Origin of the sequence: uncultured Ferrovibrio sp. (genome assembly GCF_937960835.1) — a bacterium.
In the GTDB taxonomy this organism is placed as follows: Bacteria; Pseudomonadota; Alphaproteobacteria; order Ferrovibrionales; family Ferrovibrionaceae; genus Ferrovibrio.
In genome coordinates this window covers 20107-43093 of record NZ_CALGPC010000008.1, presented here as the reverse complement: position 1 = coordinate 43093, position 22987 = coordinate 20107, and the positions used below count along the sequence as shown (strand labels likewise).

Genomic DNA, 22987 nt, shown 5'->3' with positions numbered 1-22987 from the left:
ATTCAGCCGCCATTTGATATTTCGGAGGCGTGACTAGCGCCCGTATAGTCTTCTTCTGTTGGGCATGGCGTTCCAGCATCAGCTTCTTCATTTCTGCTGATGTTGAGATCGCGTCTTGCCTCAGCGAGACGATTTCGGATTGTGTCAGTGGACGGGGCTGCATAGAAGTGGCCCGCTTCGCCTTCCGTGAGACATTCAATTCCATGGTTGAACTCCTGCCTGCAGAGATTGTCCAACTCTGGATGCCGGTATTTAAGCCGCGCTAATGTATGCTGCGCAAGCGAAATATCGTACTCAAGATTTGGTGTCGGAAGTGCTAATGTCGATATTCCGACCACAATTCCACCTCTAGACTCAATGTAACCCCGCAAGTTTGCCAACGTTCCACCTGCGGTGCATGTGTCATCTACAATGAAATACTCAGCACCAGACTCTACATAGCCATCAAAAGTCGGTGGCGAGACCATCCTGTGGTAAAATGACGCGGCATTGGTATGGTCTGCGACAACAGATTGCACTATTCCTGGGTCGGTGTAAGTCTTTAAAATCGCTGCCAAAACTTCCGCATAAGCCATTGGTATCTTGTTCTTGCCCTGCGATTCTTGTGCATGAACCGCAACTATGCGTGGCTGTCCGTTCTTGATGATTTTTCTAATTTTATCAATAGCTTGGTCGGTTACCAGATCGTACACAAGCCGGAGGGCTGATTCTGAGCTCGAACCGCGCTTAGCGGCCTCGTAAGCATCGTGGTGGACAAGCCTCTGATAAGGTGCATGGGCCACTACCGGCGGATAGTCATCCGGCCACGGTGTTCTTGGCGCATATGGAAATCGAATTTCCCCCACCCCGCGACCTTATGCCAGCAGTGGTATCGTAGAAAAGAGCTTTCCGCCCCTGACTTGTAGAACATCTTCCTAAATTCAAACTGAGACACTACCCTCCGGTCCCGTGCTTCGCTGCGTGGGACCGGAGGCTTTAGCATGCGGATGGCGTTTGTTTAAGCCGCCTCAAGCTCGCGCTTGGCATTCGCGAACTGCTTGGCGAAGGTCGCAACGCGCTTGCCCAGATGCTTCGCCGTTTCCAGGTCGCTGGGGATCGGACCATGCTCCGGGCCCTGATCGGCGTTGGATTGCGCCATCGCGCCCAGGAAGCTGCCCAGCCGGTTGAGGTCGTTCACGCTGCCCTTGGAATTGTTGTTGCCGGGCATCAGGCCGAGGCTGACCCAGATCATGCCATGCTGCGCGGCGAAGATCGAAATCTGCTGCAGCGTGTTCAGCTTGTCGCCCGATTGCGAGGCCGAATTGGTGAAGCCGGCGGCCAGCTTGCCGTTCCACTTGCCCCAGACCTTCGAGGTCGTGTCCATCCAGGTTTTGAAGGGGCCGGACACGCTGCCCATATAGGTCGGTGAGCCGAAGACGATGGCGTCGGCGGCGTTCAGCTCCTCGACCCGGTCCACGGCTTCGGCGACCGGGATCAGAACAGCCTTGGCCCCGGCCACATCGCGGACGCCCTCGGCGACCGCCTGGGCCTGTCTTTCGGTATGGCCGTAACCGCTGTGATAGACGACGGCGACGTTGGTCATGGTTTTTTCCTATCCGAATGAAGGTTTTACAGTTGAGGCAGTGCAATTACCTAAAGCAATCTCGTTACTTCAGGTAATCACCATTATGGGGTATTGATTTCGCGGGTAAAGTAGATACCTTTAAGTAACTAAGTGACGGTCGTCACGATCGCGCTTCTGGGAGAAACCGAATGGCCAGTTCGCTCTGTCAAACGTCCGAGGGAAAGAACGGCTGCCCCGTGGACGCCGTGCTGCGTTTGCTGATGGGGCCGTGGACGACCTACATCCTTTATGTTCTGCGCACGCAGGGGCCGCGCCGCTTCGGCGAGCTGAAGCGCGAGGTCGGCGGTATTTCGGCAAAAGTCCTCACCGAGCGTCTGCGCATGCTGGAGGAAGCGCGCCTGGTGCATCGCGACTATGTCGCCACCATCCCGCCGCAGGTGACCTACAGCCTGGCGCCGCGCGGCGCCGAACTCAGCCCGATGCTGGATGCGCTGAAGGATATCGCGCTGCGCTGGCAGGCGGAGGATGAACAGGGCCGCTTCGAAGAAGCCAAGGCCGCGGAATAGTAAGGAGGCTTACGCCGAGGCCGGATTGACCGCCGCCCAGTTGAACTCGACATCGCTATAGGCGACATCCTCGGCATAGCGGAAATAGATCGCGATCAGCATCTGCGGATTCTGCCCCGCTGCGACGTCCAGCGGCATCAGCAGGCCTTCCACCGACAGGCTGGCGCGGCGCGGCGAGCGCAGCGTGCCGAACAACGCCTTCGGATAGCGGGTCAGCCGGGCGGCATCGAAGCCTTCGCGCAGGCTCTGCAGTTTGTGGCCGGCATAGATTTCGTCCAGATACTGGCCGGTGGCGTCGCGCTTGAAGGTTTCGGTGATCGCCGTGCCGATCAGGCGGAAGCGGTAACGGCCGCTTTCCGTTTCGTATTCGACGATCATCAGATTGGGCAGGAAGGGCTTCAGTTCGGCGGCGGCAAAGGCGGCCCGGCTGGGCGGCGTGCCATCGCTGCGCTTGGAGTCCCACAGCCGCAGCGCATCCCGCAGCAGCTTGTGATCCAGCTCCAGCTCCGTGGCGAAGCGGGCCGCCAGTCTCTCTTCTCTTGCCATTCCGACTCTTTCCCCTCGGCAGGCCGCCTTGGTAGCGGAGCGAGAAGAAGACCGGTACTTAAGATTCGATCACCTAAAGTGATGATTTGGTAAGTATGGCGCCGCTGTTTCACTGCTGAGTTGCATCCCGGATCAACTCCTCCGGACAGCGCCGGTTACAGGAAGCCCAGTTTCCGCAGGATGACGTCCAGCCGCTGCTGCAGCATGGCGGGCGAGACCGGCTTGGCCAGATAGGCATCCGCGCCGGTTTTCTTGGCCTCCAGCACGGTTTCCTGATGATGGTCGGCGGTCAGGAAGATGACCGGGGTCTCGGCAATCGAGGGATTGGCCAGGGCGCGCAGCTTGGCCAGGAAATCGAGGCCTCCCATCGGTTCCATATGAATGTCGCACAGCACGACGGAGGGCCGGGTGCGCAACAGCTCGTTGAATCCCGCTTCGCCATCGGCGGCTTCGTCGACCTTCTCGAAGCCGAGCTGGCGCAGCATGCCGCACACGATCTGTCGCGTGTGGCGCTCGTCCTCGATCACCAAGATGCGGACTTTTTCGTAAACGAGTTTCTTATCCTGATTGGCCAAAACGCGTACTCCGTCTTTAGTCCTTCATTCAGCTCGCAAGGATCGCCGGCATCAGGCCGCGCAATTCTTCGTAGGTCGGCGCCAGCAGCCGGGCCATGATCTTGACCATGTCGGCATCCTGGGCGTCGCAGGCATCCTGAAGATCGGCGGCCACCTGCCCCAGCCGGTTGGCGCCGATCGAGCGCGCCGCGCCCTTCAGCGCATGCGCGGTGCGGCGCGTACCGGCGATATCGGGAATGCCGGCCGCCTGCTCGATGGCCTTGATCTTCTCGGCCGTGTCGGCGATGAAATCCTGCAGCAGTTCCTTCACCTTCTGATCGAAGCTGCCGAAGCTGTCGCGCAGCACCTGCGGATCGAAAATGTCGGTATCCCAGCTCGGCGCCGGGCCTGGCGCTGCGGGCTGCACCGCGCCGCGGTTGCTGTTGGCCGGCCGGCGCAGCGGCAAAGCCTGCGGCAGGAAATGCGCCAGCGTCTCTCCCAGATGCCGCGAATTGATCGGCTTGGTGAGATACTCGTCCATGCCGGCATCGAGGCAGCGCTGCCGAATGCCGGTCAGCGCATCGGCGGTCAGCGCGATGATCGGTATCCGCGCCCCCGTGCCCGAAGCGGCTTCGAGCTCGCGGATGCGATGGGTCAGCTCGAAGCCGTCCATCTCGGGCATGTGGAAGTCGGTCAGCAGCAGGCCGTATTGCTGCCCGCTTTCCTGCGCCGCCTTATACAATGCCAGCGCAGCCGTGCCGTTCTCGGCGATCTCGCAGGCATAGCCAAGCCGCGACAGCATCTGCGCGATGACGGTCTGGTTGGTCAGGTTGTCCTCGGCCACCAGAATTGCGGCGCCAGCCGCGCGCGCTTCTTCCAGCGGCGGCGGCGCGAAGGCCATGTCCTCGCGCTCGACATTCTGAATCTGGAACTGCGTGGCGGGCAGCAGACCCAGCGAGACGGCGGCGCTGCGCCACAGCACCGGCCGCAGGATCGGATAGGTCAGTGCAATGCGGAAATGCGCGCGCTGGGCGGCATCGAGGGTCGAGATCAGGTTGCGCGGTGCGATCACGGCATAGCAGGCATTCTCGCCGAATTGCTGCGACAGCCGCAGGCTCGGCAGATCGGGGCAGCGCGGATCGACCAGCACCAGATCGAAATCCCTGCTCTTCAGCGCCTCGGCCGCAGCATGGCTGGCTGCGACAGTGACATCTTCGACGCCGCCGGCAAAGAAATAGCGCCGCGCGACCTCTGCCTGCGCCGCCGGCAGGCCAAGCAGCAGAACGCGGGCGCGGCTGATCGGATCGGCAGGCTGCGGCGCCTGCGGGTTTTCTTCGGCCGGCGGCAGGGGCAGCTCGAACCAGAAGACGGTGCTCTTGCCCGGCACGCTGGAGGCGTCGATGCGGCCATCCATCATCTCGCACAGGCGGCGGCAGATCGACAGGCCAAGGCCGGTGCCGCCGAACTTGCGCGCGGTGGAGGAGTCCGCCTGCACAAAGGGCTGGAACAGCTTGTCGAGCTGCTCGGGCGTCAGGCCGATGCCGGTATCCTCGACCTCGAAGCGCAGGCCATTTTCTATGCTGCGCACGCGGATGGTCACCTGGCCCTTCTCGGTGAACTTCACCGCATTGCTGCCGAGGTTCAGCAGGATCTGGCGGATGCGCGTCGGATCGCCGATGCGCTGCTCGGGGATCGAGGGATCGATATCGAGGATGAATTCCAGGCCGCTGTTGTCGGCTTTCGGCGCCAGCAACTCGCCGACGCCGCCGACCAGATCGGTCAGGTTGAACGGCACCCGCTCGATATCGAGCTTGCCTGCTTCGATCTTGGAGAAATCGAGGATATCGTTGATCACCGTCAGCAGGGCTTCGGTGGAATCGCGGATCACCTTCGCCATGCGATGCTGATCGGCATCCAGCGGCGTCAGTTCCAGCATCTCGGCCATCGACATCACGCCATTCATCGGCGTGCGGATCTCGTGGCTCATGGTGGCGAGGAAGGTCGACTTGGCTTCGGTCGCGGCCTCGGCCAGATCGCGGGCGACGCGCAGTTCGGCTTCGGTTTCGCGGCGGGCGGCGACTTCGCTGCGCAGCCGCGCGGTGTAGATCACGCCGACGATCAGCGCGAGCGTGACCATGAAGGCGATGACGAGATTGTTCTGCAGATGCGTGTTGGCCGGCGCCACCACCACGGTCTCGGGCAGGCCGACATAGGCGCTGAACGGCCAGGCCTGGCTGATCGCGCCGCTGGTGGCGGCAATCAGCAGGCCGCCGCGCTGCCGCGCAATGCCGCGGGCCGGCATGGCGTCGCCCAGCTCGGCATACATCGCCAGCGCGTCGTCATCGCCGAGATCGTCCACCTGCAGGGGAGCGGTGCCCGGTTTCAGCCGTGCTTCCAGCGCGGGATGCCACAGCACTTCGCCATTGCGGTCGGCGATGAAGACCTTGCCGCGAAACCGCTCGATTTCCGGCTGCAAAAGATGCGACACGGTGCCAAGCCCGATATCGAGGCCGACCACGGCCTTCACCTGGCCGGTCTGATCGAGCAGCGGCACGGCATAGGTGATCTGCGGCTCGGCATCGCTGCGGATCACGTGCGGCGGAATCCAGATCGGATCGCGGCGTTCGGTGGCCTGGCGGAACCAGGCCTGCTGGCGGAAATCCTCCTGGCCTGCTGCGGCGATGCTGACCGTGCCGGCGGTTGCTTCCGCGCCATGGTAGGAGCCGTCCGGATAGCCGATATAGATCCGGCTCACCATCGGTGTGCGCTCCAGCAACGCGCTGGCGACCGGAATGAACAGCGCCGTCAGATCGTCCTTGTCATGCAGCTGGCGCGCGACGTCGCGCAGCATCGTGCCGGCGATCAGCAGGGAGTCGAAACGGCGCTCGATCTGCTGATTGATGCGGGCGACATGCCCTTGCGCCGCGCCCAGTCCCTCCTGCAGCAGGCTGTCGCGTTCCCTGTTGTAGAGATAGGCGATGATGCCGATGGCCAGGGCGCAGATGCAGGCCACTACGGCAAACTGAATGGCCAGAGCCCGCGGATTGGCGTTCCACTCGACGGTGGAGGTCCGCATGCGCAAGACGGATGGATTACTCAACGACCCTTGGCCACCCGGCATCGTCTCCGACACCGGGCGTGGCCACCCCCTGAAGCAATCCCCACCTGGGCGTATTTCTAGCCGGTATTGCCCGGCAGAACCAAGAGAATTTCGCGGAAAATCTGACCTGTCCTCCAGGGGGAGGTTCCTGGCGAAATATTCAGTGTGCTGCTTTCGACCAAAGTTCGATCTGGTCGAGGATGGGCACGATGGTTTGGCCGCGCGCGCTAAGGCGATAGAGCACCGTGCGGGGGAAGCCGCCGATGATCTCGCGTTCGATCAGGCCGCGCCGCGCCAGTCCGGCCAGGCGCTCGGCCAGCACCTTCGCCGTGATCCCGGGCAGGCGGGCCATCAGCTGCTGGTGGCGCAGCGGGCCATGCTGGAGATGCCACAGCACCAGCGCATTCCAGCGATGACCTAGGAAACTGAGCCAGTCTTCCACCGGACAGGCATCCGGCCGTCTGGGCACGGGCTTATCAAGCGGTGCCGACCTGGCGAGCTGTGCACTGCTGAGTTGCGGTGCAGCGACATGCAGAGTCTCGCTCATGCCCTCCTCCATGCTCCCTGTCGATCCGGCCGCGCGTTCCTTCCCGTTTGGATAGCGTCGTGGCCATGTGCTCTATAGCAAAGCTCCACAATTCACCCGCAATTCATATGGAGCAGAGCATGCAAAAAGAAATTCAGCGGATCACGCATCCCGCCGCGATCAACGCAGCCTTTGCCGATGCTTTCAATCGCCGCAGCCTGGATGATCTTCTAGCGCTGTATGAGGAAGATGCCTGCCTGCGCGCCGATGCGGATGGCGCAACCATCACGGGGCGGAAGCAGATTGCCGAGGCGCTTCAGGCGCTGCTGGCTATGCCCGGCCGCATGCAGTCCCGCAACGTTTTCTGCATCGAGCGGCCTGACATCGCCCTGCTGCGCGCCGACTGGACAATCGCAGAGGAGAATGGCGCCGTCGTGGCATCGGGCCGCAGCGCCGAAATCGTGCGCCGTCAGGCTGACGGCAGCTGGCGCTACATCATTGACCACGCCATGGGCGCGGTGTGACGGCTGCATTCGCGGAATAAAGCAAAAGGCCGCTCCTGCGAGCGGCCTTTTGTAATCGAAATGCCGATATCCGGATTAGCGCGAGTAGAACTCGACCACCTGGTTCGGTTCCATCTTCACCGGATAGGGCACGTCGGCCAGCATCGGCACGCGCTTGAAGGTCGCGCGCAGCTTGCTCTCGTCCATCTCGATGTAATCGGGGATGTCGCGCTCGGTCGACTTCAGCGACTCCAGAACGAAGGGATAATCCTTCGCCTTGCCGCGGACTTCGATCACGTCGCCAACCTTCACCTGATAGCTCGGGATGTTGACGCGCTTGCCGTTGACCAGGATATGGCCATGGTTGATGAACTGACGCGCGGCGAACGGGGTCGGCACCACCTTCATGCGGTAGACCACCGCATCCAGGCGACGCTCCAGCAGGCCGATCAGGTTCTCCGAGGTGTCGCCACGGCGGCGGTTCGCCTCGTCATAGGTGCGGCGGAACTGCTTCTCGGTGATGTTGCCGTAGTAGCCCTTCAACCGCTGCTTGGCCATCAGCTGCACGCCATAGTCGGTCGGCTTCTTGCGCTTCTGACCATGCTGGCCCGGGCCGTATTCCCGCTTGTTGATCGGGCTCTTGGCACGACCCCACAGGTTTTCGCCCAGCCGGCGGTTAATCTTGTATTTGGACTCTGCACGCTTGGTCATTCGTACTTCCTAGTATGCGCATGGGGGTCCGGCAGCCACGACAAACCGTCCATGCAAGGAATGCCCATCGACCCCGCGTGAGGGGCGCGGGGAGGGCGCGCGCATCATACGGATGACGCCCTGCGCGTCAAGCCGGGATTCTGCAAGGGTTTCAGCAGGCCGGTAGCCCGGCAGCCCAAGCGTGGCGCCAGCTTTACGGCCCGCCGCACCCGGCCGGCGCCGACGGGGCACCCTTTGCCGCATCCGGTTGGCATCTGCCGGAGAATATCGCCGTTTACCGCGAATATTTGTTCTATGCCGCCATCTCGCCTTTAAGTGATCTTTAAGCGTTCTCCGGTGGAATACGGCAGGTCTCATAGGCTGGTCCGGCGGGCGGCCATTTCCGGAGGGTAAGGTGGGAGCGAAAGCTGCAAAGACTAAGAGCGCGTCGGCGAAGGCTCAGCCTGCCGCGCAGGCCGAAGCGGCCGTGGCGGCAGAGGTGACCGAGACGGCGCAGGCCGCTCCGCCCCAGGTCCTGATGGGCGAATGGCGCCGCCCGGATCTGCGCGATCTGGTCCGGTCCTGCTTTACCGATGCCCTGGAATACAAGGGCAAGCTCAACGATTACGTGCTGAACATCGACGGCATGTCGGGGCGGAAATACCGCTACTTCATCAACAACCTGATGGAGCGGATCGATAACCCCCGCTATCTCGAAGTCGGCTCCTGGGCCGGCTCGACGCTCTGCTCGGCGATCTACGGCAACAACCTGCGCGCCGTTGCGGTCGACAACTGGTCGCAGTTCGGCGGTCCCGCGCCGCTCTTCTTCGCCAATGTCGCCAATTGCTGCTCGCGCACCGCGATCCCGACGGTGATCTGCGACGATTTCCGCAAGGTGGATTTCAGGGCACTCGGCGTCTTCAACGTCTATCTGTTCGACGGTCCGCACGAATATCAGGATCAGTATGACGGCCTCGCCGTCGCGCTGGACGCGCTGACCGAGGAATTCGTCTTCATCGTCGACGACTGGAACTGGACGCCGGTCCGCCAGGGCACCTACGACGTCATCCGCAATCTCAACCTCGATATCCTCTACAAGATCGAGGTGCGCACGACGCAGGACGACACGCATGCGCCGGTCCATGACAAGCAGAGCGACTGGCATAACGGCTATTTCATCTCCGTGCTGAAGAAGACGCCGCACACGCCGCGCTCCTCCAGGTAATCGGCGGCTTTTTCACGCCTTGCAAAGCCCGGCTTGTCCGGACTTCGTTTTTCCGGCTCTGCCGCCATAGATGGCCCTGATGTTGTCCATGGCGGCAGTCCGTCAGCCCAACAACCGTCGCCCCATCCAGCTTGAGGAATCCATGCAACTGGCGCTATGCACCTGGCAGGAAGTCGAAGCCTATCTGAAGCGTTCGACCGGCATCATCATCCCGATCGGCTCTACCGAGCAGCACGGCCCGAACGGCCTGATCGGCACCGATGCGATCTGTGCCGAGGTCTTCGCCCGTGAAGTCGGCAAGCAGGCCGATGCGATGGTCGCGCCGACGATCAGCGTCGGCATGGCGCAGCATCACCTCGCTTTTCCCGGTAGCATGACGCTGCGCCCCTCCACCCTGATCGCGGTGATCCGCGACATGGTGGCCTCGCTCAGCCGGCATGGCTTCACCCGCTTCTTCTTCCTCAACGGCCATGGCGGCAATGTCGCCACCACGACAGCCGCCTTCTCCGAAATCTATGCCGAGACCAGCCTGCAGGCCGGCCTGAGCAACGGCACGCCGGTGCGCTGTATGCTGAAGAACTGGTGGGAAGCGCCCTCGGCCAGGCGGCTGTCGCAAAGCCTGTTCCCCGGCGTCGAAGGCAGCCACGCCACGCCCAGCGAAGTGTCGGTCACCTATCACGCCTATCCCGAGGCGGTGAAGGCCGTCGCGGCGATGGCCCCGGAGGTCGCGCCCTCGGGCAGCTTCACGGATGCAGCCGATTACCGCCGGCGCTTTGCCGATGGCCGCATCGGCTCCAACCCGGCGCTGGCCTCGGCCGCCCATGGCAAGACCATCGTGGAAGCCGTCACGCCCGAACTGGCAACGGCCTATCGCGACTTCGTGGCGTCGTAGGCGGAAGATCTGCGGCAACTTGCATGCGAAGGCCGCATGCAAGTTGCAACGTGTCAGCCGTCACGAAATTACCACAGTCTCGTCACGTCCCCAGCATCATTGCCGGTGTAGACTGGTTTTATCGCAAAGGTGCTAGAAGCTGTCTCTTTTCGCAACTGCTAAGGGGTCCGCTGCAGCGCACGAGTCTGGAAACGCACAACAGGGAGGCAGAAATGGAAGACTTCCGCGATATGCCGCATATCCGCGTGTCTGCTGCCTCTCAGGCGCATATGCGCTGGGTGCATAACGAACCGACGCTCTCGGACATGCTGTCCGATCCGATCATCCAGCGCCTGATGCATCGCGACGGCGTGCAGGCGTCCGAGGTGCACCGGCTGGCCGAGCGGCTGCGCCAGCGCCGCCGCACCGACGGCAACGACTGACACGGTCCCCCCAGTCTATCTGATCGTCTATCTGACCGACTGACACCCCATCACGAACATCCCTAGAAACGCCCGCGCCCAGAGCGCGGGCGGTGTCGTTTTTCGGCCTGCCAAATACGGCGATGAGGTGATACTCATTCTTACTTGCATTGATGCTGCGGAATCCGTACCGTGCCGCCACCGCGGACCGGTAGGGGCAACCTGGCGGCAGGTGGAGTGCCGGCCCGCACAGAAGAGTCGACAATGCAGGAGAATAAACGACCAGCGGCGTCGCAGCCGGCGCAGCAGCAGGCGGTGTCCGATCGCAGCGGCATGCCTGCCGTCACGCGGCTGGACAGCCGCACCCTCTTCCGCACCGCGCGCGAAGTGATCATCGCCCATGATGGGGCGGATTATCGTCTGAGGCTGACCGCCAGCGGCAAGCTGATCCTGACCAAGTAATGCGCGCCACCTGACGACGTCTGAGTGGCGTTTAGCGTCCGCGCAGGCGCCGCAGCGCCAGCATGCCGGCGGCGGCTGCCAGCGCGAGGAAGGTCAGTCCGACCAGGATGAGGACGCCGATGCCGCCGAGGATTCCGGTGAACGTGTCCCAGAAACCGAACTGGGCGACGAGAAAAGCGAGCAGGATGATGATGACAATCGGCATGCCGCATTAACCACGCCGGCGCCGATTTGTTTCAGACCGCCCGCCTTAACCGGCGAGAATCCAGCCTTCGTCGTCGAGCCGGACGAAAAACGGAATCAGGCTCTTGCCTTTGCAGGGGCCGAGAAAGCACTGGCCGCTTTCCGGCGCAAACAATGCGCCATGAGTGCCGCACATCAGCGCCGTCTGGTCGCGGTTGAAAAACGCATCCGGCTTCCAGTCCAGCGAGGTGCGCGCATGCGGGCATTCGTTGACATAGCCGAACACGCCGCCCTGCCAGCGCACGACGAAGCACTCGAAACGCTCCTTGCCCGCGCCGAAGGTGAAACCCTTGGCGCCGGGTTCCGGGATCTCGGCAAGGGCGATCAGACGCGTGCCGGGCGCAGGCTGGTTGGGTCGAGGGGTCATAGTATAGCCGTCATGCCACGGCCCGGCCGTGGCATCCACGTGTTGTTTTAAAATGAACGTATGGCTGCGCGAATAACCATCACGCTTCCACGCCGCCCATCTTGCAGATCAGCTTCCAGCTCGCCGCATCCACCGGCAGGACCGAGAGCCGCGACTGCCTGATCAGCGGCAGATGCTGCAGTTTCGGCTCGGCCTTGATCTGTGCGAGCGTGACCGGCGTCTTCAGCGGCATCAGCGCCTTCACATCCACCATGCCGAACCTGCCGGTTTCGTCGGTCGGATCGGGATAGTAGAGCTTCACGACCTCGACGATGCCGACGATCCGCTTCTCATCCACCGAATGATAAAAGAAGGCGCGGTCGCCCAGGCTCATCGCCTTCATGTTGTTGGCGGCCTGGTAATTGCGCACGCCGTTCCAGCTTTCGACCTTCTTCCTGACCTGCTGCTCCCACGACCAGGCGGAAGGCTCGGACTTCATCAGCCAGTATTTCATCTTTCTTCCTCAGCTCGAAACGGCCGCGCCAGCAGCGCCGCCAGCATCTCGTCGATGCTTGCCTGTTTGTGCAGCACGGCATCCACCGCGGCGCAGATCGGCATCTCGATCTTCTGCCGCAGCGCCAGCGCCTCGATGGCGCGGGCGGTATGCACGCCTTCCGCCACGGTGCGGCGCGCGCCCATGATCTCGGCCAGGCTCTTGCCCTCGCCCAAAGCCACACCCAGCGACAGGTTGCGTGACTGATGCCCCGAACAGGTCAGCACCAGATCGCCCAGGCCCGACAGGCCCATCAGCGTTTCGCGCCGGCCGCCGAGGCTTAGGCCCAGCCGCGTCATCTCGGCAAGGCCGCGGGTGATCAGCGCCGCGCGCGCATTGTCGCCCAGCGCGCGGCCGATCACGATGCCGCAGGCAATCGCCAGCACATTCTTCACCGCGCCGCCGATCTGCGCGCCGATCACGTCGTCGGAAAGATAAGGCCGAAATGTCGGGCGTCCCAGCCGCTGCACCAGTTCGGCACCCAGTCTGTCATCGGCGCAGGCCAACGTCGCCGCCGTGGGCAGACCGCGCGCCATTTCGATGGCAAAAGTCGGCCCGGTCAGAATGGCAATGGTGCGCTCAGGCAAAACGTCATGCACCACATCAGAGGGCAGCAGGCCGGTGCTGATCTCGATGCCTTTCGAAGCGATGATGATGGCCGCATTGCCGGACAGCCTGGTTGCGATCTCGGTTGCGAACTGGCGCAAGGTCTGCGCCGGCACGGCGAGGATCAGCGCTGCGCAGTCATGCAGCGCGGCCAGATCCTGCGTCGCCGTCAGATTCGCCGGCAGCGTCACGCCGGGCAGATACAGAGGATTGGCATGCTCGGCATTGATGCTGCCGACCACCTCCGGGTTGCGCGCCCAGAGGATCGCCTCGCCCTGCTCGGCGGCAAGCGCCGCAAGCGCCGTGCCCCAGGCGCCGCCTCCGATAATGCCGATCTTCAAGCCTTGGCTCCGGCAAAGGGCCTGGCTTCGGCGCCGGGATCAAGCGGCCAGCGCGCCCGCGCCGGCGCATCCAGGCTGTCGATCATGCCGCGCCTGGCGCGTTCCAGCCCGGCCCAGGCGATCATCGCGCCATTATCGGTGCACAGATTCATCGGTGGCGCGGTGAAGCGCATGCCGTTCTTCTCACTCAGCGCAACCAGTCCGGCCCGCAGCGCCTTGTTGGCGGCGACGCCGCCGGCCACAACAAAATGCTTGCCGCTGGCGCCATGCTGCGCGTCGAATGCGGCAATGGCATGTTTTGCGCGATCGAGGATCACATCCATCACGGCGGCCTGGAATCCGGCGGCGAGATCGGCTTTGTCCTGCTCGGTCGGCGCATCGCCGCAGCTTTCCAGTGCCAGCCGCACCGCCGTCTTCAGGCCGGAGAAGCTGAAATCGCAGCCCGGCTTGCCTTTCAGCGGCCGCGGCAGATTGAAGCGCGCCGCATCGCCGCGCGCCGCCAGCTTCTCGATCGCCGGCCCGCCGGGATAGCCCAGGCCGAGCATCTTGGCGGTTTTATCGAACGCTTCGCCGGCGGCATCGTCGATGGTCGTGCCCAGACGGCGATAGCGGCCGATATCCTCGACGATCAGAAACTGGCAATGGCCGCCTGAGACCAGCAGCAGCAGATACGGAAACGGCACGTCATCACTCAAACGTACCGACAGCGCATGGCCTTCCAGATGATTGACCGCGATCAGCGGCTTCTGCGCCGCATAGGCCAGGGTCTTTGCCGTGGTCAGGCCGACCATGACGCCGCCGATCAGGCCCGGCCCGGCGGTGGCGGCGATGGCATCGACATCCTGCAGCTTCAGGCCCGCGCGATGCAGGCATTCGGCGATCAGGCCGTCCAGATGCTCGATATGCGCGCGCGAGGCGATTTCGGGCACCACGCCGCCATAGGGCGCGTGTTCCCTCAATTGCGAGAACAGGCTATGACTGACGATGCGGCGGGCAGGATCCGCCGCCGCCGGCCCGTCATCCTGGACGATGGCGCAGGCGGTTTCGTCGCAGCTGGTCTCGATGCCTAGAACGAGCATAACAAAGGGTGCCGGGCGATGTTCGCGATGCGGAAATAAGATAGAGTAGGCATTAACATTATGACACCTAGCCAGCAAGAGAATGGGCGCCGCGTGAAACCAGGAACGCCGGTTCTGACCATCGGTACGCGCGGCTCGCCGCTGGCGTTGGCCCAGGCCCATGAAACGCGGCAGCGTCTGCTGGCGGCCCATCCAGGGTTGAGCGAGGCGCAGGTCGCCATCCGCATCATCAAGACCACCGGCGACAAAATCCAGGATCGCGCGCTGGCCGAAGCGGGCGGCAAGGGGCTGTTCACCAAGGAGATCGAGGAAGCGCTGCTCGACGGCAGCATCGATCTCGCCGTGCATTCCATGAAGGACATGCCGACCCAGCTCCCCGCCGGCCTGATCATGGCGGCCTATCTGCCGCGCGAGGATGTGCGCGACGTCTTGCTCAGCACGCGTCCGATGCGGCTGGCTGATCTGCCGCAGGGTGCCACGGTCGGCACGGCATCGCTGCGCCGCAAAGCCTTTCTGCTGGCGCGCCGTCCCGATCTTCAGGTCGTTACCTTCCGTGGCAATGTGCAAACGCGGCTGCGCAAACTGGAGGAAGGCGTGGTCGCTGCCACGTTCCTTGCACTGGCCGGACTGCATCGGCTCAACATCGCGCCGTCCGGCATGCAGGTGCTGGAACCGGAAGAGATGCTGCCCGCTGTCGCGCAAGGCGCCATCGGCATCGAATGCCGCGATGGCGATGCCCGCGTGCTGGATTATCTTGCGCCGCTGAACGATGCGCCGACGCAGATGCGCGTCGAAGCCGAACGCGCGCTGCTGGCCGTGCTGGACGGTTCCTGCCGCACGCCGATTGCGGCGCTTGCCGAGCTGAATGGCGATGAGATGCGGCTGCGCGGCGCCATCGCGCGGCCCGATGGCACGGACCTGATCGAGATCGAACGCCGCGGGGCTGCGAAAGACGGCGTGGCGATGGGACGGGATGCGGGCGCCGACCTGAAAGGCCGCATCGGACCGGATTTCTTCGAGGCGTGATGACGCCGCAGCCGCAGCGACGGATTCTGATCACGCGGCCCGCGCCCGAAGCCGCTGCCTTGCAGCAGCGCCTGGCGCAGATGGGCCATGCCGCGGATTGCGCGCCGATGCTGTCGATTTGCATCCATCGCAATATCGATCTGCCGCTCAATGGCGTGCGCGCACTGCTGTTCACCTCCGCCAATGGCGTGCGCGCCTTTGCCGCCAATGCCGAACGCCGTGATTTTGCCGTCTTCGCCGTAGGCGAGGCCAGCGCGCAGGCGGCCAGGTCGGTGGGATTTCAGCAGGTCACGCCTGCGGGCGGCGATGTCGAAAGTCTTGCCTCTCTCGTGCGCCGGGAATGGAATCCGCAGGATGGACCTTTGCTGCACGCGGCCGGCACCGTGCTGGCGGGCGATTTGCAGAAAATGCTGCAGGCCGATGGCTACGATGTGAGGCGCGCCACGCTTTATGAAGCTGTGACCGCGGAAAGCCTGCCGCAGGATGTTGCAGAACGATTTGCCGCAGGCGGTTATGATGCGGCGATGTTTTTCTCTCCCCGTACGGCGGCAACTTTTGTTAGCCTGAGCCAGACGGCCGGCATTGCCGGCGGCGCCGCTTTCGCCGATGCTCTGTGTCTGAGCAGGAATGTGGCCGCGGCGGTGGCGCCGTTGCCCTGGCGCAGCACGCGCATTGCCGCGCAGCCGCGCGAAGACGACCTGATCGACCTGGTAGGACAACCGGACGCACCATGAGCGACAAGCCCAGAACCGATCGAAACACTGCCGGCGATCCGATCATCGATGCCGAGGTTGAACCTCTGGCGAAGACCAGGCGATCCCGCGGCCTGCGCGTTGCCATTTTTCTGGTGGCCGCGATCCTGATCAGCGTTGCTGTTGCGGTCGTCTATCAGCTCGCCAGCACCGGGCGGCTCGACAATCTTTTTGCCGGCCGCAGCATTGCGCCGACGTTGCAGACCAGCGTGCCGGTATCGCCGCCTGCATCCACGCCGTCACCGCTGCCTGCGCCGCAGGCGCCCGCTGCGCCGATGGCCGATAATACCGAACTGCTGCAGCGTCTCGACGAGCAGGAGAAGCGCCTGTCCGCATTGACCGCCAGCATCGAACGCCTGCAGCAATTGCCGACGGCTTCCGGCGCCGATGATCAGAAGCTGGAAGAACTGGAGCAGGCCATCGCTGCGCTCCGCCAAGCCGACAACACTCAGGCCGCGCAGCGCGATCTGCTCACGCAGCAGGTTGCTGAGTTGCAGGCGCGGTTTGCAGCGCTCAGCGAAGGCCGCATCGCCGCGATGCGCGCGCCGCTGCTGCAGGTATTGGCCTGGAGCGAACTGCGTGAAAAAGCCCGGCGCGGCGCTGCCTTCCGCGATGAGTTCGAGCGAGTGGCCCAAGCTGGCAATACACAGGCAGGCAACGCACAGGAAGACGAAGCGCAAGGCCGTGAGATGCAGCAGGCCCTGGCGGCCTTGCGCTCCTTCGCCGATGCGCCGCCGCCCGCTGCCGTAAAGCTTGCGGCGCGCTTTGCCGCTCTGACCGAAGCGCAGCGCGAAGCCGTGCCCGCAGCATCGGCCGGTGCGGATGCCGCGGCTAAACCCTGGTGGCAGCGCGCGTGGGACAAAGTCACCGGCCTGATCAGCATTAGACGCGTCGGCGAGACCGATACGGCAACGCCGGAAGGAAAACTCGCCATGGCCGAGGCCGCGCTGCAGCAGGGCGATCTCGATGCCGCGCAGTCGGCCCTGGCCGATATGCAGCTCACGCCTGAACTGGCGGAGTGGCGCGATCAGGTGCAGGCGCGGCTTAAGCTTGATGCCGCGCTCGATGCCTATGGCGCCGCCTTGCAGGCTGCGATGGCGCAGCGATGACGGGCGAGGCTTAGAACCATGCTGCGCTTGCTGCGGACCGGCCTGATCCTGATCGTGCTGATGGCGCTGGCGGGTTTCGCCGCTTGGCTCGCCGATCAGCCCGGCCGCCTGCGGCTCAACTGGTTCGGCTATGCGATCGAAGCGCCGGCGCCTCTGCTGGCCTTGGCTGTGGTGCTGCTAGCGGCGGCGATCTTTGTGCTCACCTGGATCATTGCCTGGGCCGCGGCTCTGCCCGAACGCCGCCGCCTGAAGCGTCAGGCGAAAGGCTATGCGCAATTCGCCGCCGGCATGGTGGCGGTAGCCGCCGGCGAAGCGGACCGCGCCGCCAAGCTGGCAGCGCAGGCGCATCGCCTGCTGGATGATCCGGCCCTGGCGCGGCTTCTGGCGGCCCATGCGGCGCAGCTTGGCGGGCGACAGGACGATGCGCGCAAGGCCTTTGCCGCGCTCAGCCGCGATCCCGGCACGGCCTTCCTTGGCTATCGCGGTCTGCTTGCCGATGCGCGCGCCCGCGGCGACCGTCAGGCGGCGCTGACCTATGCCGAACGCGCTTCCGCCCTGCGCCCCGCCTCGCCTTTCGCGGCCGAAGCCGAATTGCAGTTGCTGGTGGAGACCGGCCAGTGGGAAGCGGCGCAGGCGCGGCTGGAGCAGGCCCGCAAGCGCAAGGCCGTATCGAAAGCCGCCGCGGCGCAACTGGCGGCACGGCTCGATCTCGCCCGCGCACTGGCCGCCCTGCAGCAGGGCGAGGCGCAGCAGGCCCGCCGTCTGGTGCAGCATGCAGCGCGCGAACTGCCCGATCATCCGGTGCCGCCGCTGCTGCTGGCTGCGGCTGCCGCAAAGGATCCCGCCAACCACGCTGCGCGCGAAGCGGCGCTGCAAAGCCTGCAACGCGCCTGGCAGCGCCAGCCCGCCGAAGTCTATGCCGAAGCCTGGCTGGCGCTGCAGCAGAACCTGGCCAGCGAAACGCTGACGCGCCGCGCGCAGGATTTCGTCGCTGGCCAGGAAACTGCGCTGGAAAGCCGCCTGCTCGTCGCTGCTGCTGCTTTACAGGCACATGACTTTGCTGCTGCGCGCGCCATGCTGGATGACATCGGCCATGCCGGGCCCTGGGCGGCGCGCCTGCAGGCGCAGCTTGCCGAGGAAGGTGATGGCGATGCGGTGGCGGCGGACCGCTGGCGCACGAAGATCACTGGCGCGGCCGATCTCTGGCAATGCACGGCCTGCGGCACCGGCCATGCCGTCTGGGCGCCGCTGTGCAGTCATTGCGGCGGCTTTGATGCACTCGATCCTACCCGCTTAGGCCAAGCCGCGCCGCTTGCCGTGACGCCGCGGCCGCTGCTGGCATTGGAAGATCGCAAATAGACCCGGCTACGGGACGGCTAATCCGCGTCCCTGTCTGTCTTGGGCAGCAAATCGTAAGGCCATTGGAAGCCGGGCAGGGCGACGATGCGGTCCCACCAGGCGCTGATATTCGGCCAGTTGTTCCGGTCGAGCTTGCCTTCCGCCATATGTGCGATGGCGCCGAACACGCCGATATCGGCAATCGTCGGCCGGTCGCCGACCAGGAAGCGCCTGCCCTCCAAAAGATCGTTGAGCTGGTCCAGCCCGGCCTCGGCCGCATCGCGCATGTAGTCGATCACCGCTGCATCGGGCTTGGCGAAGCGCTCATACAGCCGGGTGCGGCCAACCCCGGGCTCCAGCCGGTCGGCCTCCCAGGCCAGCCATTCGCGGATGCGCTGGCGCTCTTCCGGAGTGGCGCCGCCGAACTTGCCGGTCTGCTCGGCCAGATATTGCAAGATGGTGTCCGACTGGCAGAGGTTGAAGCCGTTATGGACCATCGCCGGCACTTGGCCGAAGCGGTTGATCGCCAGAAATTCGGGAGATTTCTGCTGCTTTTTGGCCAAGTCGACATGTCGGTAGTCGAATTTCTCGCCGCATAAGGCCAGCATCAGCCCGACCTTGTAGCAATGGGAAGAGAGGAAATTGCCGTAGAAGGTGTATGCCGCCGGCATATGACTGATTAACCTCCCTGATTTTCCCGAGTTGCGGCTTGCCAACCGGCCCTGCGGACCGTATTTTCCGCGCGCCCTTCGCCCTGGTCAAGTCAAGGCGGGGGCGCGGTTTTCCGCCGTTGCCGGCGTAGCTCAGCGGTAGAGCAAGACTTTCGTAAAGTCGAGGTCGGGGGTTCAAATCCCTCCGCCGGCACCATTCTCCGGACAGCGATAACAAGCGTTTAGCTGCTCTGGTCGAGCGAAGCTCTCCCGTCCATCCATCCCTTGTCACTCCTGCGTCACTCGGAGATGCGGGATGGCGGTTGTTCGGCAGCGCGGAGACAAGTGGCAGGCGATCGTGCGGCGTAAGGGCTATGGCCAGTCAGCCCGCAGTTTCACCACAAAACGAGACGCCGAAACTTGGGCAAGGCAGCAGGAAGTCGCGCTGGATCGGGGTGAACTGCCGGTTTCCACGAGTGCGCTAAAGGGAACGACGTTGCGGGACCTTCTGTCCGGTATCGGAACGAGGTGAGTAGCCGGAAGCGCTCCGCGAGATGGAGCAGCGCTGGATCAATGGCTTTCTCCGGCACAGTGTTGCCGGCAAGTCGCTGGCAGCTATCCGGCCCGAGGATTTTGCGGCTTACCGTGACGAGAGGCTGGCTGAAGCGGTGCCGAGTACCGTTTCCCGCATGCTCGTTATCGTCAGTATGCGTATGAGGTTGCGCGCCGGGACTGGGGCCTGCCAATCCCGGCGAACCCTGTGAAGCAGTTTCGCCAACCTAGCTATGGTGCCCCACGGGAACGGCGGCAGGGCACTGGCGAACTGGACCGGCTTCCGGATGCATGCTCCGCCCGGACGCCCTATCTGGGCGCCACTGATCCTGACGGCGCTGGAAACCGCCGGTAAGCGCTCGGTGAGGACGCCTTGATCAGGCGGCGACCTTCTGCTCGGCGGGATGCCAGTTCCAGGGCAGAAGGTCGGCGATGCGTTTGGCGGGATGGCTGGCGATGCGGCTGAGCACGTCGGTCAGCCAGGCTTGTGGATCGACGCCGTTGAGTTTGGCGGTTTCGATCAGGCTGTAGATGGCGGCGGCGCGCTCGCCACCACGATCTGAACCGGCAAAGAGATAATTCTTGCGGCCCAGAACGACGCCGCGCAGGGCGCGTTCAGCTGCATTGTTATCGATCTCGATGCGGCCATCGTCGATGTAGCGGGTCAGCGCCGCCCATCGGTTGCGGACGTAACGGAAGGCACCGGCCAGATCGGATTTGCTGGACAGGGTAGTCAGGGTCGCTTCTGACCACGCGGCGAAATCCTCCAGAATGGGACGGCTGCTGCTTTGCCTGATCCGCCTTCGCTCATCGGGCGGCTGGCCGCGGATCTGGGCTTCAATCGCGTAGAGCTGCGCGATGCGGTCCAGCGCCGCTTTGGCAATGGCGGACCCGGTTTGGGCATGCTCATCGAAGAAATAGCGCCGGGCATGGGCCCAGCAGGCAGCTTCCATGATGCGCTCAGCCCTGAACAGCCCATTATAGCCGGTATAGCCGTCGGCATGCAGGATGCCGGCAAAGCTGGCGAGATGGCTCATCGGCCGCTCGGCCTTGCGGTCTGGCGAGTAGAAGTAGATCGCCGCGGGCGGCCGGGCGCCGCCATGAGGCCGCTCGTCGCGGACATAGACCCAGAGCCGGCCGGTCCGGGTGCGGCCAAGACCCGGCGAGAGTACGGGTACGGTGGTGTCATCGCCATGCAGCGTCTCGCTGGCCATGACCTCGGCCTTGAGCGCCTCGGTGAGCGGCCGCAGGGCTTCCTCGCTGGCGCCGACCCAGCCGCTGAGCGTGGAGGTCTCCAGCTCCACGCCGGCGCGCGCGTAGATCTCGGCCTGGCGGTAGAGCGGCAGGTGGTCGGCGTATTTGGAGACCAGCAGATGGGACAAAAGGGCAGCACCGGCGCGGCCGCGCGAGATCGCGTGATCTGGAACCGGTGCTTCGACCACCGTGTCGCAGGCCCGGCAGGAGAGCTTGTCCCGGCTGTGGCGGATCACCTTGAACTGCCCCGGCACATACTCCAGCGTCTCGGTCACGGCTGTGCCGATCGGGCGCAGATCCCCGCCGCAGGCCGGGCAGGCGCAGGGCGCCTCGTGATGGACCTCCTCGCGCGGCAGATGCTCCGGCAGGGGCCGCCGGGCTGGCTTGGCCTCGATGATATCGCGCACCAGCGGCGGCATGGCTGCCACCAGCATGGCCCGCTCAGCCTCGGCCTCTTCCAGGGCGAGCTGCAGCTGCTCGAGCTCGGCGGCGCGCTTCTCCGACGATCGCCCGAACTGCAGGCGCCTGAGCTTGTGGATCTGCGCTTCGAGCTTGGCGATCCGGGTATTTGCAAAGGTCAGGGTCTGCTGCAGGCCCTGGATGATCTGCTTCAGGGCGGCGATATCGTCGGGCAGGCTGGCCGGGTCGAACGACATGCCATGAGTCTAGCAAAACCCGCATGGAATGCGGGGAAAATCACGCCCACTGAGTCAAAAAGCCGCACTCATCCAGCCCTGCCTGGCCGCCATGTCCGCTCCGGCATCCGCCAGTCGATCCCCTCCAGCAGCATGCTGAGCTGGGCCGGCGAAAGCATCACCTTGCCCTGGCTTGCCGCCGGCCACACGAAGCGGCCGCGCTCCAGCCGCTTGGCGAACAGGCATAAGCCCTGACCGTCATACCACAGCACCTTGATGCGATCGCCGCGCCGGCCACGATAGACCACCAGATGTCCTGCGAATGGATCAAGCTCAAGCAGCTCCTGGGCCAGCATGGCCAGACCATCGAAGCCCTTGCGCATGTCGGTATGGCCCAGGGCCAGCCAGATCCGCGCGCCCTGTGGAGGCGCTATCATCGCGCCGACAGCGCCTCAAGCACACAGCGCAAGCTCACCGGATCGGCACGACCGCTCACCGTGATATGGCCGCGCTCCAGCCGGATCTCGATCTGCCCGGTGCAGTCCTTGCCGTCCGTCAGCGCCCGGTGATCGGCAGCAAGCTGCCCGGGCGCATCCTGCACGACGACCGATGCAAAACCCGGCGCCTCGGTACTGAAACATCCATCACGAGCGGCCTTGCGCCAGGAAAACAGCTGGCTGTGATGCAGGCCATAGCGTTGCGCAACGGCCGCAACGCTCGACCCGGGCTGCCGACTCTCCGCAACGATCCGAAGCTTGTCGGCAGCACTCCAGCGTCGCCGCCGCTCCACCCTGATGACCTCACTCATCGGCTTGCTCCCAGTAGTACGACCAGCACTACTTACAGAACTAACCGATTAACCCCTGCAAACCGCAAGGCGTCGTCACCGAGCGCTTACAACCGCCGTGCGGCAGGGTGAACTGCTGGCCATGCGATGGGGTGACGTGAACCGGGAGCGCAATACCACCCGCTTCCCGGTGACGAAGAATGGGCATCCCAGGATCATCCCCGCTGACGCCTCAGGGCCGCCGGCTCTTGCTTGAATGGACGGGGTGTAGGAGCGGGGAGCCACTCTCCATCAGCGCCGAGCAACCTGTCTTCCCGGTCGCGGAAAATGCCCTGCGGCTAGCCTGGGTCCGGCTCTACAAACGAGCCGGCATTACCGGCCGCGGGAACTAATCCGCAGGGACCAGGACCAGATGCGGCTGAGAGGGCTCTACTGGCCGGTGCTACTTCGGCGCGGACTACAGGAACTGGGCCAGACTACTTCGACAATCTGCGGCAACGTGTCCGCGAAACTGCCCAGCGCGTCCAAAAACTATGAGGATGAAGCCTGTCATTCCACGTGAGCAGGCCAACCGGGATATCAACAATGCGATAGCCTTTTACTTAGGCGAAGGTGGCTACCCGGCTGCGCTCAGTTGTATTGATGATCTAGAGCAGGCATACGGCCATATCGGAGATATGCCGGCTC

26 protein-coding genes and 1 tRNA gene are annotated in these 22987 nt (G+C 64.0%); 11 read left to right on the top strand and 16 right to left on the bottom strand.

Translation table 11 applies throughout. The features are described 5' to 3' along the window. Nucleotides 1-2: 2 nt before the first annotated feature. Both Q0603_RS08090 and Q0603_RS08085 read right to left on the bottom strand, forming a co-directional pair. Nucleotides 3-692: a phosphoribosyltransferase gene (locus tag Q0603_RS08090; protein WP_298724437.1), complete on the bottom strand. Its 690-nt coding sequence runs from the start codon at nt 690-692 to the stop codon at nt 3-5. Nucleotides 693-997: 305 nt separating this feature from the next. Continuing rightward, nucleotides 998-1582 carry a flavodoxin family protein gene (locus tag Q0603_RS08085; RefSeq protein ID WP_298724435.1) on the bottom strand — a complete coding sequence of 195 codons (585 nt, stop codon included), beginning with the start codon at nt 1580-1582 and terminating at the stop codon, nt 998-1000. 170 nt (nt 1583-1752) lie between these two features. On the opposite strand from Q0603_RS08085, the gene Q0603_RS08080 reads away from it, so the two are divergent. Continuing rightward, nucleotides 1753-2130 (top strand): helix-turn-helix domain-containing protein, encoded by a 378-nt coding sequence (locus tag Q0603_RS08080; protein WP_298724433.1) that lies wholly within the window; start codon nt 1753-1755, stop codon nt 2128-2130. Nucleotides 2131-2139: 9 nt separating this feature from the next. Here the strand turns inward: Q0603_RS08080 and Q0603_RS08075 are convergent, their stop codons facing one another. The 4 genes from Q0603_RS08075 to Q0603_RS08060 all read right to left on the bottom strand — a co-directional run bounded on the left by Q0603_RS08075 (nt 2140) and on the right by Q0603_RS08060 (nt 6877). After that, on the bottom strand, nt 2140-2676 hold the full coding sequence (locus Q0603_RS08075) for a PAS domain-containing protein (protein WP_298724431.1): 537 nt from the start codon (nt 2674-2676) through the stop codon (nt 2140-2142). Between the two features lie 155 nt (nt 2677-2831). Continuing rightward, nucleotides 2832-3251, bottom strand: a complete 420-nt coding sequence (locus Q0603_RS08070) for a response regulator (RefSeq protein ID WP_298724429.1) — start codon at nt 3249-3251, stop codon at nt 2832-2834. Nucleotides 3252-3279: 28 nt separating this feature from the next. Next, on the bottom strand, nt 3280-6306 hold the full coding sequence (locus Q0603_RS08065) for a hybrid sensor histidine kinase/response regulator (protein ID WP_298724428.1): 3027 nt from the start codon (nt 6304-6306) through the stop codon (nt 3280-3282). Nucleotides 6307-6490: 184 nt separating this feature from the next. After that, on the bottom strand, nt 6491-6877 hold the full coding sequence (locus Q0603_RS08060; RefSeq protein WP_298724427.1) for a helix-turn-helix domain-containing protein: 387 nt from the start codon (nt 6875-6877) through the stop codon (nt 6491-6493). Nucleotides 6878-6996: 119 nt separating this feature from the next. Between Q0603_RS08060 and Q0603_RS08055 the strand changes: the two genes are divergently transcribed. Next, on the top strand, nt 6997-7380 hold the full coding sequence (locus Q0603_RS08055; protein WP_298724425.1) for a nuclear transport factor 2 family protein: 384 nt from the start codon (nt 6997-6999) through the stop codon (nt 7378-7380). Nucleotides 7381-7455: 75 nt separating this feature from the next. Here Q0603_RS08055 and rpsD read toward each other — a convergent pair whose 3' ends face one another. Continuing rightward, nucleotides 7456-8070: a 30S ribosomal protein S4 gene (gene rpsD / locus Q0603_RS08050; RefSeq protein ID WP_298724423.1), complete on the bottom strand. Its 615-nt coding sequence runs from the start codon at nt 8068-8070 to the stop codon at nt 7456-7458. Between the two features lie 394 nt (nt 8071-8464). Between rpsD and Q0603_RS08045 the strand changes: the two genes are divergently transcribed. From Q0603_RS08045 to Q0603_RS08030, 4 genes are all read left to right on the top strand, one after another. After that, a complete protein-coding gene (locus tag Q0603_RS08045) occupies nt 8465-9274 on the top strand; it encodes a class I SAM-dependent methyltransferase (protein ID WP_298724421.1) in 810 nt (269 codons plus the stop codon). Nucleotides 9275-9362: 88 nt separating this feature from the next. Continuing rightward, nucleotides 9363-10166: a creatininase family protein gene (locus Q0603_RS08040; RefSeq protein WP_366132465.1), complete on the top strand. Its 804-nt coding sequence runs from the start codon at nt 9363-9365 to the stop codon at nt 10164-10166. A gap of 212 nt (nt 10167-10378) precedes the next feature. After that, nucleotides 10379-10588 (top strand): hypothetical protein, encoded by a 210-nt coding sequence (locus tag Q0603_RS08035; RefSeq protein ID WP_298724419.1) that lies wholly within the window; start codon nt 10379-10381, stop codon nt 10586-10588. 243 nt (nt 10589-10831) lie between these two features. Next, entirely contained in the window at nt 10832-11029 is a 198-nt protein-coding gene (locus Q0603_RS08030; protein WP_298724417.1) for a hemin uptake protein HemP, read from the top strand. Nucleotides 11030-11060: 31 nt separating this feature from the next. Here the strand turns inward: Q0603_RS08030 and Q0603_RS08025 are convergent, their stop codons facing one another. The 5 genes from Q0603_RS08025 to tsaD all read right to left on the bottom strand — a co-directional run bounded on the left by Q0603_RS08025 (nt 11061) and on the right by tsaD (nt 14197). Continuing rightward, nucleotides 11061-11234, bottom strand: a complete 174-nt coding sequence (locus Q0603_RS08025; RefSeq protein WP_298724415.1) for a hypothetical protein — start codon at nt 11232-11234, stop codon at nt 11061-11063. A 45-nt stretch (nt 11235-11279) separates the two neighbouring features. Beyond that, complete coding sequence (locus Q0603_RS08020) at nt 11280-11639, bottom strand: Rieske 2Fe-2S domain-containing protein (RefSeq protein WP_298724413.1); 360 nt, start codon at nt 11637-11639, stop codon at nt 11280-11282. A 79-nt stretch (nt 11640-11718) separates the two neighbouring features. Further along, on the bottom strand, nt 11719-12132 hold the full coding sequence (locus Q0603_RS08015; RefSeq protein WP_298724411.1) for an EVE domain-containing protein: 414 nt from the start codon (nt 12130-12132) through the stop codon (nt 11719-11721). Continuing rightward, a complete protein-coding gene (locus tag Q0603_RS08010) occupies nt 12129-13118 on the bottom strand; it encodes an NAD(P)H-dependent glycerol-3-phosphate dehydrogenase (RefSeq protein ID WP_298724409.1) in 990 nt (329 codons plus the stop codon). The genes Q0603_RS08015 and Q0603_RS08010 overlap by 4 nt, the downstream gene beginning before the upstream one ends. Continuing rightward, nucleotides 13115-14197, bottom strand: a complete 1083-nt coding sequence (tsaD, locus tag Q0603_RS08005) for a tRNA (adenosine(37)-N6)-threonylcarbamoyltransferase complex transferase subunit TsaD (RefSeq protein ID WP_298724407.1) — start codon at nt 14195-14197, stop codon at nt 13115-13117. The genes Q0603_RS08010 and tsaD overlap by 4 nt, the downstream gene beginning before the upstream one ends. 93 nt (nt 14198-14290) lie before the next feature. Here tsaD and hemC point away from each other — a divergent pair, with 93 nt between their 5' ends. Genes hemC through Q0603_RS07985 form a run of 4 tightly spaced genes read left to right on the top strand, consistent with a single transcriptional unit; the run spans nt 14291 to nt 18443 of the window. Beyond that, on the top strand, nt 14291-15223 hold the full coding sequence (gene hemC / locus Q0603_RS08000) for a hydroxymethylbilane synthase (protein WP_298724405.1): 933 nt from the start codon (nt 14291-14293) through the stop codon (nt 15221-15223). Beyond that, nucleotides 15223-15957: a uroporphyrinogen-III synthase gene (locus Q0603_RS07995; RefSeq protein WP_298724403.1), complete on the top strand. Its 735-nt coding sequence runs from the start codon at nt 15223-15225 to the stop codon at nt 15955-15957. The genes hemC and Q0603_RS07995 overlap by 1 nt, the downstream gene beginning before the upstream one ends. Then, on the top strand, nt 15954-17084 hold the full coding sequence (locus Q0603_RS07990) for a hypothetical protein (protein ID WP_298724401.1): 1131 nt from the start codon (nt 15954-15956) through the stop codon (nt 17082-17084). The genes Q0603_RS07995 and Q0603_RS07990 overlap by 4 nt, the downstream gene beginning before the upstream one ends. Nucleotides 17085-17102: 18 nt before the next feature. After that, entirely contained in the window at nt 17103-18443 is a 1341-nt protein-coding gene (locus tag Q0603_RS07985; RefSeq protein WP_298724399.1) for a heme biosynthesis HemY N-terminal domain-containing protein, read from the top strand. 17 nt (nt 18444-18460) lie between these two features. Here Q0603_RS07985 and Q0603_RS07980 read toward each other — a convergent pair whose 3' ends face one another. Next, entirely contained in the window at nt 18461-19093 is a 633-nt protein-coding gene (locus Q0603_RS07980) for a glutathione S-transferase family protein (protein ID WP_298724397.1), read from the bottom strand. A 121-nt stretch (nt 19094-19214) separates the two neighbouring features. Between Q0603_RS07980 and Q0603_RS07975 the strand changes: the two genes are divergently transcribed. Continuing rightward, a tRNA-Thr gene (locus Q0603_RS07975) sits at nt 19215-19289 on the top strand. A gap of 712 nt (nt 19290-20001) precedes the next feature. Here the strand turns inward: Q0603_RS07975 and Q0603_RS07970 are convergent. From Q0603_RS07970 to Q0603_RS07960, 3 genes are all read right to left on the bottom strand, one after another. Continuing rightward, on the bottom strand, nt 20002-21534 hold the full coding sequence (locus tag Q0603_RS07970; RefSeq protein ID WP_298724394.1) for an IS66 family transposase: 1533 nt from the start codon (nt 21532-21534) through the stop codon (nt 20002-20004). Nucleotides 21535-21602: 68 nt separating this feature from the next. Further along, nucleotides 21603-21950 carry an IS66 family insertion sequence element accessory protein TnpB gene (gene tnpB, locus Q0603_RS07965; protein WP_298724392.1) on the bottom strand — a complete coding sequence of 116 codons (348 nt, stop codon included), beginning with the start codon at nt 21948-21950 and terminating at the stop codon, nt 21603-21605. Further along, nucleotides 21947-22321, bottom strand: coding sequence for a transposase (locus tag Q0603_RS07960; protein WP_298724390.1), 375 nt, complete (start codon nt 22319-22321; stop codon nt 21947-21949). The genes tnpB and Q0603_RS07960 overlap by 4 nt, the downstream gene beginning before the upstream one ends. Nucleotides 22322-22987: the final 666 nt, after the last annotated feature.

Bases quoted from the DNA above. Each gene is read 5' to 3' on its own strand.
- Q0603_RS08020 (WP_298724413.1), bottom strand. From the start codon at position 11,639: ATGACCCCTCGACCCAACCAGCCTGCGCCCGGCACGCGTCTGATCGCC.
- Q0603_RS08035 (WP_298724419.1), top strand. From the start codon at position 10,379: ATGGAAGACTTCCGCGATATGCCGCATATCCGCGTGTCTGCTGCCTCT.
- tsaD (WP_298724407.1), bottom strand. From the start codon at position 14,197: ATGCTCGTTCTAGGCATCGAGACCAGCTGCGACGAAACCGCCTGCGCC.
- Q0603_RS08030 (WP_298724417.1), top strand. From the start codon at position 10,832: ATGCAGGAGAATAAACGACCAGCGGCGTCGCAGCCGGCGCAGCAGCAG.
- Q0603_RS07960 (WP_298724390.1), bottom strand. From the start codon at position 22,321: ATGAGTGAGGTCATCAGGGTGGAGCGGCGGCGACGCTGGAGTGCTGCC.
- Q0603_RS07995 (WP_298724403.1), top strand. From the start codon at position 15,223: ATGACGCCGCAGCCGCAGCGACGGATTCTGATCACGCGGCCCGCGCCC.
- Q0603_RS08075 (WP_298724431.1), bottom strand. From the start codon at position 2,676: ATGGCAAGAGAAGAGAGACTGGCGGCCCGCTTCGCCACGGAGCTGGAG.
- Q0603_RS07990 (WP_298724401.1), top strand. From the start codon at position 15,954: ATGAGCGACAAGCCCAGAACCGATCGAAACACTGCCGGCGATCCGATC.
- Q0603_RS08060 (WP_298724427.1), bottom strand. From the start codon at position 6,877: ATGAGCGAGACTCTGCATGTCGCTGCACCGCAACTCAGCAGTGCACAG.
- rpsD (WP_298724423.1), bottom strand. From the start codon at position 8,070: ATGACCAAGCGTGCAGAGTCCAAATACAAGATTAACCGCCGGCTGGGC.
- Q0603_RS08080 (WP_298724433.1), top strand. From the start codon at position 1,753: ATGGCCAGTTCGCTCTGTCAAACGTCCGAGGGAAAGAACGGCTGCCCC.
- Q0603_RS08065 (WP_298724428.1), bottom strand. From the start codon at position 6,306: ATGCGGACCTCCACCGTCGAGTGGAACGCCAATCCGCGGGCTCTGGCC.
- Q0603_RS08040 (WP_366132465.1), top strand. From the start codon at position 9,363: ATGGCGGCAGTCCGTCAGCCCAACAACCGTCGCCCCATCCAGCTTGAG.
- tnpB (WP_298724392.1), bottom strand. From the start codon at position 21,950: ATGATAGCGCCTCCACAGGGCGCGCGGATCTGGCTGGCCCTGGGCCAT.
- Q0603_RS08055 (WP_298724425.1), top strand. From the start codon at position 6,997: ATGCAAAAAGAAATTCAGCGGATCACGCATCCCGCCGCGATCAACGCA.
- Q0603_RS07980 (WP_298724397.1), bottom strand. From the start codon at position 19,093: ATGCCGGCGGCATACACCTTCTACGGCAATTTCCTCTCTTCCCATTGC.
- Q0603_RS08085 (WP_298724435.1), bottom strand. From the start codon at position 1,582: ATGACCAACGTCGCCGTCGTCTATCACAGCGGTTACGGCCATACCGAA.
- Q0603_RS08015 (WP_298724411.1), bottom strand. From the start codon at position 12,132: ATGAAATACTGGCTGATGAAGTCCGAGCCTTCCGCCTGGTCGTGGGAG.
- Q0603_RS08025 (WP_298724415.1), bottom strand. From the start codon at position 11,234: ATGCCGATTGTCATCATCATCCTGCTCGCTTTTCTCGTCGCCCAGTTC.
- Q0603_RS07985 (WP_298724399.1), top strand. From the start codon at position 17,103: ATGCTGCGCTTGCTGCGGACCGGCCTGATCCTGATCGTGCTGATGGCG.
- Q0603_RS07970 (WP_298724394.1), bottom strand. From the start codon at position 21,534: ATGTCGTTCGACCCGGCCAGCCTGCCCGACGATATCGCCGCCCTGAAG.